Consider the following 12,102-nt stretch of genomic DNA (forward strand, 5'->3'; position numbering starts at 1 on the left):
TTATACCCCTTGCCCAGAGGTGCCGAGAAAGGCCCCGGGGGAGGGAGTACTAAACCTGGGACAAGAGGAATCAATCGAGATGTCAGAAATTGTTAAAGTGATTGGCCGTGAAGTTATGGACTCACGCGGTAACCCAACTGTTGAAGCCGAAGTTTACCTAGCCAGTGGTGCTTGGGGTCGTGCTTGTGCACCTTCAGGTGCTTCAACCGGTACACGTGAAGCCCTTGAGCTACGCGATGGCGACAAGAGTCGTTACCTGGGCAAGGGTGTATTGAAGGCCGTGGGTTATGTAAATAACGAAATCGCCACCGCCCTTAAAGGCCAAAATGCCCTTGAGCAGCGTGCAATCGATAACATCATGCTTGAGCTTGATGGCACCGAGAACAAAGAAAAACTGGGTGCAAACGCCATCCTGGCCGTATCGCTAGCGAACGCTAAAGCGGCAGCTCAGGACAAGGGTGTTGAGCTATTCGAACACATCGCCGACATCAATGGTACATCTGGTCAGTATTCAATGCCTGTGCCTATGATGAACATCATCAATGGTGGTGAGCACGCGGATAACAACGTTGATATCCAAGAGTTTATGGTTCAGCCGGTCGGCGCTCCTAGCTTCACCGAAGCGCTACGCATGGGTGCGGAAATCTTCCACAGCCTGAAAAAAGTACTAAGCGCACGCGGCCTAAACACGGCGGTAGGTGACGAAGGTGGTTTCGCACCTGACCTTAAGTCAAACGAAGAAGCCCTGGAAGTGATCGCTGAAGCGGTTGCTGCTGCCGGTTACGAGCTAAACAAAGACGTAACCCTAGCGCTAGACTGTGCCTCTTCTGAGTTCTACCACGATGGTAAATACGACCTTAAAGGCGAAGGCAAGGTATTCGACTCGGCTGGTTTTGCCGACTTCCTTGCCGACCTAGCGGCACGTTACCCTATCGTTTCAATCGAAGACGGCCTAGACGAAAGCGACTGGGCGGGTTGGAAAATTCTAACCGATAAGATTGGCGACAAGGTACAGCTAGTGGGCGACGATCTATTCGTAACCAACACTAAGATCCTTAAGCGTGGTATCGACGAGAACATTGGTAACTCTATCCTTATCAAGTTCAACCAAATCGGTTCACTGTCTGAGACGCTTGATGCAATCAAGATGGCTAAAGACGCTGGCTTTACTGCGGTTATTTCACACCGCAGTGGTGAAACCGAAGACGCGACTATCGCCGACCTTGCGGTAGGTACTGCGGCTGGCCAGATCAAAACTGGTTCACTATGTCGTTCTGACCGTGTAGCTAAGTACAACCAGCTACTACGCATCGAACAACAACTTGGTGACAAAGCGGTTTATAAAGGCCGTTCTGAAATCAAAGGCCAATAAGCGCAGCTTATTTAGCCAAGAAAAAACCGCGGTCTTACCGCGGTTTTTTTATGCCTGTTTATTGCCGCCCTTGAGGGAAGCTTTGGTATGCCTACTGGCAAGCCTGAGGACTAGCCTTACGGCTGAAACTGCTGGGCGAGGATCTGCCGGGTAAACTGGGTTTTTAAATAAAAGCCCCGAGGCAGGGTTTGAATGCGCTCGCCATTTTTGCCTATGGCAGCGGTCAGGGCCTTGCTGTTGGCGGCCTTGGGACGCAGTTGTAAGACCTCGCCAAAATGGCCATTTACCTGCTCAATCTGCCCCAGGGCTACCATCTCGGTGAGCTCTTCCCAATCTCGTTTCAGCTGGGCGAACTGCCGCGCATTGGGCTGCCATAAAAAACCAGTGCCGATAACCCGCTCCACCACGGGGATATCGCGCTCGGCGAGAATCGGCAGCCATAACACATGACAGAGTTTTTTATACACGGTACTTTGCTCGAAACTCAGCCCGGTCACCTGGGTGAGGGGGGCGACGCTGACAAAGGTGGTTTCCAGCGGCGTGCCCTGATAGGAAATAGGCAGGGTTTTTAATTCCACGCCAAGGGCGGGAAAGTCCGGCTCTGGCAAAGAGCCCGCGGTAGCGCCCAGCACATATTCCAACAGTTGCCCAACCCAGCCTTTTTCCCGCTGCAAATGTTCGGGGGTTTTAAAACCGTATTGCTGGGCAAGGTCGCCCAGGGTCATGCCGGCAATAGCATCGACGCGCTGGCGCAGTTGTGCAAGGTTTGAAGGTGGAGAAATCATAGCTACTCGATAAGGGCCCTGGAGGTCTGATTGTAACAAAGGGGCGTGCCGTTAGGTACAGGGAATCTGGGTGTTGTTATTTTGAGCAGAAAAAATCGGGTGCTTTTTTGCTCACCTATTTGCTTTAATTTTATTTGTAATGCATTGATTTTAATGGTTTATTTTTATAGTTGTTAAGATTTTATACAATTGGCATGATGTTTTAATCCACAAAATACAGATGTATAAACACATTTATCCACAGAATCTGTGGAGAAAAGCGGTTTTGCACCGGTCGATTGTGGATTTGTTTTATTTTTATCCGTAGTTATTAAAAGTTATGCACAACATGTGAGTAACTTGGTGTTAGTTGCGAATATTATTTGCTGTCAATTGGCGATTGTGGAACAATCGATAAAAATCGACTTACAAAAGAGGCACTAAGGTGATTGATGCCGAAGGTTTTCGTGCCAACGTCGGAATCGTAATCTGTAATAATCAGGGTCAGGTATTTTGGGCCCGCCGTTACGGCCAGCATTCATGGCAATTTCCTCAGGGCGGAGTGGACGATGGCGAGACGCCAGAGCAAACCATGTACCGCGAACTGCATGAAGAAGTGGGCCTGCGCCCGGAAGATGTCGAGGTGATAGCCAGCTCGCGTCATTGGTTGCGTTATAAATTACCGAAACGGTTAATACGCCGTGATTCGACCCCGGTTTGTATTGGCCAAAAGCAAAAGTGGTTCCTGCTTAAACTAAAATGCAAAGATGAAGACGTAAACTTACTGAAAACCCATCATCCCGAGTTTGATGATTGGCGTTGGGTAAGTTACTGGTATCCGGTGCGCCAGGTCGTGGCCTTTAAACGCGATGTCTACCGCCGGGTAATGAAAGAGTTTGCCCCTATTGCGATGCCGTTTAATCGTAAGGAGTCATCCCCACAGGGGCAGTGGCGTAACCGCCGTTAAGGAGAGTTTTCGTTATGCTAGCCACCATGCGCGCCATCGTCGAGCAAGTTGCTCATCAGCCAAGCTTGGAAAGCGCGCTTGTGGTGTTTGTCAGCCAGGTCAAAAAGGCGATGAAGACCGAGTGTTGTTCTATCTACTTTGCCGATTACAGCCAGGATAACTTTGTCTTGATGGCCACCGATGGCCTCAACCCCGCCGCCGTGGGTAATTTCCGCCTAGGCTTTACCGAAGGCCTGGTGGGTCTTGTGGCTCAGCGTGAAGAGCCCATAAACCTTGCCTATGCCAAATCTCACCCGCACTTTATAACCTCAGATCTTGTTAAAGAAGAGCAGTACAACGCCTTTTTATCCGTGCCCGTGGTGCATCAAAAGCGGGTGCTTGGGGTTATTGTGGTGCAGCAAACCGCGGCCCGGGTATTTAGCGAAGACGAAGAGTCCTTCTTGATCACCTTATCGGCACAGTTGGCACCGCAGCTGGCCGATGCACAAATACAAACCCTGTTGCAACAGGACGACCTCAGCCACCGCTCGACCATGCTCAAGGGGATCTCCAGCTCCGGCGGTATTGCCCAGGGCGATGCCTATGTGGTGCTGCCCAAGGTCGATTTTTCGTCCGTGGAGCTGCGTAAGGAAGAGGATAAGCTCAAACAAAAGCAGCTGTTCTTGCAGGCGGTGGCGGCCACCCGCAAGGAATTTAGTACCTTGGCGGTGTCCATGCAAGGGCACCTGCCGAGCGAGGCGGTGGCGGTTTTTGAAGTGTATTTACAACTGCTCGATGCCCGCAGCCTAGGCCGCGATGTGGAGCAGGAAATTGCCGAGGGCTGGTGTGCTAAAAGTGCCTTAAAACGGGTGATTGAACGCTTGGTGCAGCAGTTCAATGACATGCAGGACCCTTATATTCGCGAGCGCGCCATCGATGTCAAAGACATTGGCCTGCGGGTGCTGTTCCATCTGCTCAATACCGAAAAGGCCACTAAGCCTTATCCGCAGAATACTATTTTAGTGGCTCATACCCTGACCCCGGCCATGCTGGCGCAGGTACCCAAAGAGCGCTTAAAAGGGGTGGTGAGTGTGCACGGTGCCGCCAACTCTCATGCCTCTATTTTGACTCGGGCCCTTAATATCCCCACGGTTTGGGGTATCAACGATATTCCGCTGCTGCAGTTCGACAATAAAGAGCTGATCATCGACGCCTATGCCGGGCGGGTGTACCTTAGTCCCAGTGAGGCGCTGAAAAAAGAATACGCGCAAATTCAGCACCGCGATGCCAAATTACACGACCAGTTTGAGTCAGAATACCACCTGCCTTCGACCACCCCGGATGGCAAGGCCATCGACCTGATGCTTAATGCCGGTCTGGATCTACAAACCGAGCTCGACAGCGCCCGTTATTGTGATGGCGTGGGTTTGTATCGCACCGAGTCCTGGTTTATGCAAAAAGGCACCTTTCCCTCCCAGCATGAGCAGGAGCAGTGGTACCGTCAGGTGCTGAACAGTTATCACCCGGCACCGGTCACCATGCGGACCTTGGACATAGGCGGTGATAAGGCCCTTGACTACTTTGATATTCAAGAAGAAAACCCCTTCTTAGGGTGGCGCGGCATTCGCGTTAGCCTGGATCATCCCGAGCTATTCCTGGATCAGGTTAAAGCCATGATCAAGGCTAATTCCGGTCTCGGTAACCTGCGCATTCTCCTGCCCATGATAAGCGAAGTCGGGGAGGTGGATGAGTCCATATCCCTGTTAGAGCGCGCCTACTATGAATTGCAGCAGGACTTTCCGCACGAATTCAGTTACATCGACAAACCCCTGGTTGGAGTGATGATCGAGGTGCCATCGAGCATCTATTTATTGCACGAGTTTGCCGCCAAGGTGGACTTTTGCTCGGTCGGCTCCAACGACCTTACCCAGTATCTGCTGGCGGTAGACAGGGCCAACTCCCGCGTCGCCAATCTGTTTGATTGTTATCACCCGGCCGTGCTGCGGGCTCTCAATAGCATTGCTGAACAATGCCAGGCAGCAAACTTTCCCTTTAGTCTCTGCGGCGAGCTGGCCGGTGAGCCGGAGGGAGCCATCTTGTTGATAGCCATGGGCTTTGACAGTTTAAGTATGAACTTTAGCGCCTTGCATAAGGTGAAGTGGGTGATCCGCCGTGTCGGCTTAAAGGCCTGCAAGCATTTATTGGCGCAATGTTTAAGCGCCGCCAATGCCAAACAGGTACATCGTTTGGTACGGGATTTCATGCTTGAACAGGGCTTGGGGCAACTGTTGTATCGACAAAAAGACGATGATGGCAAGCAATGAAATCCTCTTTATAACCTGATATATTAGCGATATAAGAAAACAGAATAAGTAAAATACATGGCAGATCCTATTTGGCTTTTTATCTTGTGCATGGTGCTAGGAAGCGTGGTGGGTTTTCTCGCCGGTCTGTTAGGCATAGGTGGTGGCCTGCTTATCGTGCCCGCGCTCAGTGCGTTGCTGGTGCATTTTAATGTCACCGATGTTGAACATGTATTGGTGATAGCCATTGCTACCTCACTGGCCTCGATTTTATTTACTTCCACGTCCTCGGCACTGGCCCATCATCGTAACCAGAATGTCCCCTGGGAAGTGGCACCCGCCGTTCTCTTTGGGGTGTCGAGCGGTGCGCTGTTCAGCGGTTTTATGGCCAGCTATATACCCCAGCAGGGGCTAAAAACCATTTTTGCCCTGTGCGTGATGTTTATTGCCCTGCGGATGATCTATTCCAGCCATAGGGCGACCAGCTCCCGACCCATGCCCTCAGATGTGGTGATCTTGGGTTCAACCTCGGTTCTCGGTGCGCTGTCCGGGCTGATCGGGATTGGCGGCGGCGCGCTTCTCGTCCCCCTGCTGAACTACTTTTCCGTGGACATGAAAAAGGCCATCGGCTGTGCTGCGGTCAGTGGTATTGCCATTGCGCTGTTTGGCTGCTTGGGTTACATTGCCTCCGGGTGGCAGGTGCAGGATATCAGTGACGGCTTTGTTGGCTTTGTTTACGTTCCCGCGCTGGCCGGTATTGTCGCAACCTCCTGGTTTACGGCGCCCTATGGTGCGCGCGCTACGCACTATTTACCCGTTTCACATATTAAAAAAATCTTCGCCTTACTGCTGGTGATCATCGCCTTACGTATGGTGTTTAGCTAGGCAAAAATAAAATTATGGCTTTAGAATTTCCACAAATTGACCCGGTGATTTTCGAAGTAGGGCCGCTGGCCGTACGTTGGTATGGCTTAATGTACTTAGTTGGCTTTGTATTGGCGATGTGGCTGGCAAACCGTCAGGCCGCCAAACCCGGTTCGGGCTGGAGTAAAGAAGAAGTCAGCGACCTATTATTTTACGGCATGCTCGGGGTGATCCTCGGTGGTCGTTTGGGTTATGTATTCTTTTATCAATTCGCTTATTTCCTCGAAAACCCGCTTTATTTATTCCGCATAGATCAGGGCGGCATGTCCTTCCATGGCGGCACGCTCGGGGTGATTGCGGCCATCTTCTGGTTTGCCAAATCGCGCGGTAAATCGTTTTTCGCCGTGGGTGACTTTGTGGTGCCCTTGGTGCCGCTTGGCCTGCTGGCGGGGCGTATCGGTAACTTTATTAATGGCGAGTTGTGGGGACGTACCTCGGATGTGCCTTGGGCCATGGTGTTCCCAACCGGCGGACCGGACGCGCGTCACCCATCGCAATTATACGAAGCATTTTTCGAAGGCCTGGTGCTGTTCTTAATTTTGCAGTGGTTTATTAAAAAGCCACGCCCTGCGGGCAGTGTCTCCGGGCTGTTCCTACTCGGTTATGGCACCTTCCGTTTTGCCATTGAATATTTCCGTGAGCCGGATGCCCATTTAGGTCTATTGGGCGGCATTATGTCCATGGGGCAGATTTTATCCCTGCCTATGATTATTCTCGGTGGGGCGCTTATCTACTGGGCGTACAGCAAAGCGGATAACGCCGCGGCATCGGCAACGAAGAAATAAGGGAGCAAAGATGAAACAGTATTTAGACTTATGCCGTCGCATCGTCGACACCGGCACCTGGGTGGAAAATGAGCGTACCGGGATCCGTTGTTTGACCGTGATTAATGCGGACTTGGAGTACAATGTTGCCGCCAACGAATTTCCACTGATCACTACCCGTAAAAGCTTTTTTAAGGCGGCCATTGCCGAACTGCTTGGCTATTTGCGTGGCTATGACAGTGCCGCCCAGTTTCGCGATATTGGCTGTAACACCTGGAATGCCAACGCCAACGAAAACCAGGCTTGGTTGAACAACCCCAATCGTCGCGGTGAAGACGATATGGGCCGGGTATACGGCGTTCAGGGGCGCAGTTGGCAAAAGCCGGACGGCACGCATCTGGACCAGTTAAAGAAGGTGGTTGATAACCTCAGCCGTGGTGTCGATGACCGCGGTGAAATCATCACCTTTTATAATCCCGGCGAGTTTGAACTGGGTTGTTTGCGCCCTTGCATGCACACTCATACCTTCTCCTTGTTGGGCGACACCTTGCACCTGACCAGTTATCAGCGCTCTTGTGATGTGCCCCTGGGTTTAAACTTCAACCAGATCCAGGTCTTTACCCTGTTAGCCTTGGTGGCCCAGATCACGGGTCATAAGCCGGGCATGGCCTATCACAAAATCGTTAATGCCCATATTTATGAAAATCAGCTTGAGCTGATGCGTGACGTACAGTTAAAGCGTGAGCCATTCCCTTCGCCGCAACTGCACATCAACCCTGAGATCAAATCCTTGGAAGATTTGGAAACCTGGGTGAGTACCGACGACTTTGAAATCTCCGGCTATCAGCATCATGACGCTATCCGTTACCCCTTCGCGGTGTAACCCAACTAACCAATCCTGTTGCCGCTCCGTTCAAGGGGCGGCAAGCATCCGCCGCTACCGAGTCTCTTAGACAAAAACACTCGCCAATAACTTGGCGTCTTATATAGCCAACGAAAGGCGTAAGCTGGGCCATACTCGGCGGATCTAACCCTAAGGATTACGTTAAGAGTTCCTCTGCCTGGGCGGTTTTTCACATCAGCAGCTGTTGGTTTCGCATGGCGCACAGCATCCACCTCTTTAGACGACCTAGATGACATCTTGGCGCTGATTTTGCTTAACAGCTTATAGAGAGTAATTCTACGGGTGAATGATGCGATACCTAATTCTATCTGCAACGTTAGTGCTAACTGCCTGCGCACAGTCGGAGCAAAGTACTCAGCAAATGAATGAACAGACGCAAGCCGGGCAATTGTCGGCACAGGCGATACATGGCCATACGCAACGCTTGGCCGAGCAACTGCTGGCGCGTATTCATGGCAATGAAGCGCGCCAGGGCGAACTGCACTTAAGCGGGCGTATCGCCGTGGGCACCTTTTTGCCCATTAAACAACTGGAGCATGACTCGCAGCAACCCAAGCAGCATGATCTCGGCCTGCAGTTGCAAGACGGGCTGGTTACCTTGATGACGCAAGCAGGATTCCAGGTGGTCGACTTTAAGCAAAGCGACGGTATTTATATGCAGACGGAGCAGGATAAGATGCTGGCCCGTGATGTTATGCGTTTAACGCAGCGTCATAACCTGGATTATTACCTAACCGGCACCTTGTTGCGCCAAGAGGACAGCTATGTGGTGAATGCGCGGCTTATCAAACTCGATACTCAGCAGGTGGTGGCAGCGGCGACGGACTATATCCCCGCCAACGTGATGTGGCCCGAGCAAAAGGGTATATTGCGTCACGGTCAGATCCACAGAAAAGAATACTAGACTCTAGGGTCTGTTTATCTTTGCGGTTTACTTTATGTTCAATTTAAACGCATTCTGATCACGACGCTCGTTATGATGCATAGTCATTCTATGTTCATAGCGAGTAACACAGAGCAGGATGCGTTTAGATGAACCCGCAGGGCAGCGCTTGTAGCGCATTTCTACTGTGTTATTACATGTTTATGTAGAATAACTACACCATACATGTGCCGCCTTGTATAAATACACTACAAACTGCTGCAGAAACGAACAACAAAGGTCAACAGACCCTTGAATAGGAGAGAGGAATGAATAAGCTAGCACTGACGTTAGCCTTGGCTGCACTGGCCGGTTGTGCCCAGCAGCATGGCATAGCTAACGCCGATGCCGCCAGCACTCAAGTTGAGGGTAACGAAGGAGAAGCCAATCCTAGGTTGCATGTGGACAAGGCCTTTTTCCAAGGTGAGCGCACTTACTACCCGCAGCTTAATGCGCAAAGCAAAACCATTAACGTCTATATTCAGGAGCTGGCTCAGGAGCTGGCGGTCAACCTGGATCAGGCGTCGATAACGACGGCGCTGGCGGTGACCACCTTTACCTATGTCGATAGCGATTTAAATCAGGGCAGTTTGCTGGGCAATCATGTCGCCGAGTCCTTGATGCACGAGCTTCATCAACTGCGGGTGCCGGTTATCGATTTTAAGCTGACCAGGCATATTCGCGTAACGCCTGAGGGTGACTTTGCCTTAAGCCGCGATTACCTGGATCTGGAAAGTGCCACGGCGGCTCAGTACCTGCTGACAGGTACCTTGACCGACAGCAGTGACGGGGTCCTGGTAAACGCCCGCATCGTCGCAGTGCAAAGTCGAACCCTGGTGGCCAGTGGGCAAATCTTACTGCCAGGCAGCACAGTAATGGCGCTGCAATCGCGACAAGTCGAAGAAGAGACAGGGGTATTATTAAAAAACTAGCCTAACGGGTGTAAGTAAGGGGTGCAGATAGCGCATCAACAATGAGCACTTGAGGTGAGGAATAACCGCTTAATCCCAATGAATGGGCTTGATTATCAAATACCTAGCTTTATAATCAACCCAGGGTCAGCAGACCCTGGGTTGGCCCCTTAGTTAAATGGATATAACAGCCCCCTCCTAAGGGGTAGTTGCAGGTTCGATTCCTGCAGGGGCCGCCATCTTATTGGGCCGCGAAGTAAGCGGCCAAATCGTCACTGCCGCCTATATGTTCGCCACCAATAAATACCTGAGGCACGGTTTCACGACCTGTGATGGCCTTTAAGCTGGTGAGCGAGACGTTATTGCCCAGGATGATCTCTTCAAACGTCAGGCCTTTCTCGGTCAGCAGGTTTTTTGCTTTCGTGCAAAACGGGCAACCGGGTTTGCTAAACAGGCTGACCGGCTGAGGCTTCACCTGCTGAGGATTGATGTACTCCAGCATGGTATCGGCATCAGACACCTCAAACGGGTCACCGGGCACATCCGGCTCGATAAACATTTTCTCAATCACGCCGTCCTTAACCAGCATGGAATAACGCCAGCTGCGCTTGCCGAAACCTAGCTCGTTTTTATCCACCAACAGGCCCATGCCGTCGGTAAATTCGCCATTGCCATCGGGTAACAGGGTAATGTTGCCCGCTTCCTGATGCTGCGCCCAGGCGTTCATAACAAAGGTATCATTCACCGAGACACAGACTATGTCATCAACGCCGTTTTGTTTAAATACCGACGCAAGTTCGTTATAGCGGGGCAAGTGAGTGGATGAACAGGTGGGTGTAAAGGCACCGGGCAGGGCAAAGACGATCACTGTTTTACCTGCAAAAATATCTGCACTGGTGCGTTTTTGCCACTGTTCATTGTCACGAATGGCAAAGGTGACATCCGGTACGCGTAGACCTGTGCTGTTTTTAAATTGGCTCATTAGTTTTAATCCTTATCTAAACAATGAGCCCAGTATGCCAAGATGAATTAAATCATTAAAATGGTTTAATTTGATTAATGTAATCGCTTTTTTGGATGTTTAGGTCAGCTTGCCCGAATGTTTCATTAAGGATTCACCAGCACCAGATCATTGAGCTGGATATTCTGCAGTGGCCGTTTTGAAACATTGCTGGCCACGGCACTGTGCTGATAGAGCTGGGTAATTTCGACCCGGTACAAGGTAGTTACCTGGCGTGGCAAACGCTTACCCGCATAAGTGACTGCCTGGCTGTTATGAGCTAGGGTGAGCTCTTGTCCCAGGGTCAAGCCATTGTCTTTGCCAAGGTTGATAATGACCTGTTGATCTTCGATATGCTTAATTTGGCCTTTGCTTGGCAGGCATTGCAGCGCCTGATTAAGGTCATACATTACCTGCTGGCTAAGAGCACTGACGCTGCGGCCATACTGACTTTGCCAAAAGATGCCGCTATGCACATCGACCAAAGCGGTTTTATCAAAATCCCAGGGCGCCTGAGTGTGATAAGCCTGTTGCCAGATCTTTTCAAAGCTCAGGGCATCAAACAGTATAAATTCCACGTTAAAAAAGCGCGCAAAGCTGTCGTCGGCCCAAAAGGCATAGTCGCTGTTGAGCTGCTGTCCTAAGGACACATCGGTGATATGCGAGAGCAGCACAAACTGGCTATTGCTGGCATTACCCACATAATCGATAAGCTGCTCATCATAATCGTACTGCTGTGAAAAGAAGGGCGCCACATCAAGGGCTTCTTTAAAATAGGGAGTCGGGCGCACATTCAATTCGGCCTGGCTCATCAGCGCAAAGAGCTGCTTGCTAAAGGCTTGAGGAATGTCAAATATTTGACCATCGCGGGCTTGCTGCGGGTTGGCAAATCCGGCGCGGGTTAGGGCAAAATGATTCCGTAAACCGCTTTGCTGGCACTGCTGAGCATCGGCACCTGCCCGTATATCAAGCTGTAAGGTCACACTCAGCAAGCCATCTTGTTGTTGCTCTTCAAGCACATGAATTTGCTGTACCTGGCCTTGACTCTGTATCCTGATGCTATCTTGCGTCAAGACTCCCTGACTCAGGGTTTGCACACTCGACAGCGATAACCCGGAGTACTGCAACGCCTGGGTAAGGGCATCATTGATAGCCTGCTGGCGCGCATCGGCGCTGCTTTGTCCGGCCAGGGGTGCGACCCCTGTGGTTTGTAGCCATTGTGCCGCCACATAGTGGCTGTAGGCAGAAAATAACAGGGCGCAAAGTAAAGCTGGGTATCGCATAAAAATCAG

11 protein-coding genes and 1 tRNA gene are annotated in these 12,102 nt (G+C 51.1%); 9 read left to right on the top strand and 3 right to left on the bottom strand.

Going from position 1 to position 12,102, the window contains the following annotated elements; genetic code table 11:
• Positions 1 to 79 precede the first annotated feature (79 nt).
• The gene (gene eno / locus C2M36_RS10790; protein ID WP_105254908.1) at positions 80 to 1,372 is read left to right on the top strand and encodes a phosphopyruvate hydratase; all 1,293 of its coding nucleotides are present in this window, start codon (positions 80 to 82) and stop codon (positions 1,370 to 1,372) included.
• Between the two features lie 116 nt (positions 1,373 to 1,488).
• Here the strand turns inward: eno and mutH are convergent, their stop codons facing one another.
• Complete coding sequence (mutH, locus tag C2M36_RS10795) at positions 1,489 to 2,157, bottom strand: DNA mismatch repair endonuclease MutH (protein WP_105254909.1); 669 nt, start codon at positions 2,155 to 2,157, stop codon at positions 1,489 to 1,491.
• A 424-nt stretch (positions 2,158 to 2,581) separates the two neighbouring features.
• Here mutH and rppH point away from each other — a divergent pair, with 424 nt between their 5' ends.
• The 8 genes from rppH (at position 2,582) to C2M36_RS10835 (ending at position 10,049) form a co-directional block, all read left to right on the top strand.
• Complete coding sequence (gene rppH, locus C2M36_RS10800; RefSeq protein ID WP_105254910.1) at positions 2,582 to 3,103, top strand: RNA pyrophosphohydrolase; 522 nt, start codon at positions 2,582 to 2,584, stop codon at positions 3,101 to 3,103.
• Positions 3,104 to 3,117: 14 nt separating this feature from the next.
• On the top strand, positions 3,118 to 5,406 hold the full coding sequence (gene ptsP, locus C2M36_RS10805) for a phosphoenolpyruvate--protein phosphotransferase (RefSeq protein ID WP_105254911.1): 2,289 nt from the start codon (positions 3,118 to 3,120) through the stop codon (positions 5,404 to 5,406).
• Positions 5,407 to 5,463: 57 nt separating this feature from the next.
• Positions 5,464 to 6,270, top strand: a complete 807-nt coding sequence (locus tag C2M36_RS10810) for a sulfite exporter TauE/SafE family protein (protein WP_105254912.1) — start codon at positions 5,464 to 5,466, stop codon at positions 6,268 to 6,270.
• Between the two features lie 14 nt (positions 6,271 to 6,284).
• Positions 6,285 to 7,094: a prolipoprotein diacylglyceryl transferase gene (lgt, locus tag C2M36_RS10815; protein ID WP_105254913.1), complete on the top strand. Its 810-nt coding sequence runs from the start codon at positions 6,285 to 6,287 to the stop codon at positions 7,092 to 7,094.
• A 10-nt stretch (positions 7,095 to 7,104) separates the two neighbouring features.
• The gene (locus C2M36_RS10820; protein WP_105254914.1) at positions 7,105 to 7,956 is read left to right on the top strand and encodes a thymidylate synthase; all 852 of its coding nucleotides are present in this window, start codon (positions 7,105 to 7,107) and stop codon (positions 7,954 to 7,956) included.
• Positions 7,957 to 8,338: 382 nt separating this feature from the next.
• On the top strand, positions 8,339 to 8,881 hold the full coding sequence (locus tag C2M36_RS10825; protein ID WP_105254915.1) for a FlgO family outer membrane protein: 543 nt from the start codon (positions 8,339 to 8,341) through the stop codon (positions 8,879 to 8,881).
• A gap of 287 nt (positions 8,882 to 9,168) precedes the next feature.
• Positions 9,169 to 9,831, top strand: coding sequence for a FlgO family outer membrane protein (locus C2M36_RS10830; protein WP_105254916.1), 663 nt, complete (start codon positions 9,169 to 9,171; stop codon positions 9,829 to 9,831).
• Positions 9,832 to 9,974: 143 nt separating this feature from the next.
• A tRNA-Arg gene (locus C2M36_RS10835) sits at positions 9,975 to 10,049 on the top strand.
• 2 nt (positions 10,050 to 10,051) lie between these two features.
• Here C2M36_RS10835 and C2M36_RS10840 read toward each other — a convergent pair.
• The gene (locus tag C2M36_RS10840) at positions 10,052 to 10,792 is read right to left on the bottom strand and encodes a glutathione peroxidase (RefSeq protein WP_105190555.1); all 741 of its coding nucleotides are present in this window, start codon (positions 10,790 to 10,792) and stop codon (positions 10,052 to 10,054) included.
• A gap of 125 nt (positions 10,793 to 10,917) precedes the next feature.
• Complete coding sequence (locus tag C2M36_RS10845; protein WP_158678930.1) at positions 10,918 to 12,093, bottom strand: flagellar assembly protein T N-terminal domain-containing protein; 1,176 nt, start codon at positions 12,091 to 12,093, stop codon at positions 10,918 to 10,920.
• Positions 12,094 to 12,102 lie beyond the last annotated feature (9 nt).

The organism is Pseudoalteromonas sp. T1lg75 (genome assembly GCF_002964705.1).
In the GTDB taxonomy this organism is placed as follows: domain Bacteria; phylum Pseudomonadota; class Gammaproteobacteria; order Enterobacterales; family Alteromonadaceae; genus Pseudoalteromonas.

Coding starts and splice junctions, on each gene's coding strand:
- eno (WP_105254908.1), top strand. CDS start 80: ATGTCAGAAATTGTTAAAGTGATTGGCCGTGAAGTTATGGACTCACGC.
- mutH (WP_105254909.1), bottom strand. CDS start 2,157: ATGATTTCTCCACCTTCAAACCTTGCACAACTGCGCCAGCGCGTCGAT.
- ptsP (WP_105254911.1), top strand. CDS start 3,118: ATGCTAGCCACCATGCGCGCCATCGTCGAGCAAGTTGCTCATCAGCCA.
- C2M36_RS10810 (WP_105254912.1), top strand. CDS start 5,464: ATGGCAGATCCTATTTGGCTTTTTATCTTGTGCATGGTGCTAGGAAGC.
- lgt (WP_105254913.1), top strand. CDS start 6,285: ATGGCTTTAGAATTTCCACAAATTGACCCGGTGATTTTCGAAGTAGGG.
- C2M36_RS10820 (WP_105254914.1), top strand. CDS start 7,105: ATGAAACAGTATTTAGACTTATGCCGTCGCATCGTCGACACCGGCACC.
- C2M36_RS10825 (WP_105254915.1), top strand. CDS start 8,339: ATGAATGAACAGACGCAAGCCGGGCAATTGTCGGCACAGGCGATACAT.
- C2M36_RS10830 (WP_105254916.1), top strand. CDS start 9,169: ATGAATAAGCTAGCACTGACGTTAGCCTTGGCTGCACTGGCCGGTTGT.
- C2M36_RS10840 (WP_105190555.1), bottom strand. CDS start 10,792: ATGAGCCAATTTAAAAACAGCACAGGTCTACGCGTACCGGATGTCACC.
- C2M36_RS10845 (WP_158678930.1), bottom strand. CDS start 12,093: ATGCGATACCCAGCTTTACTTTGCGCCCTGTTATTTTCTGCCTACAGC.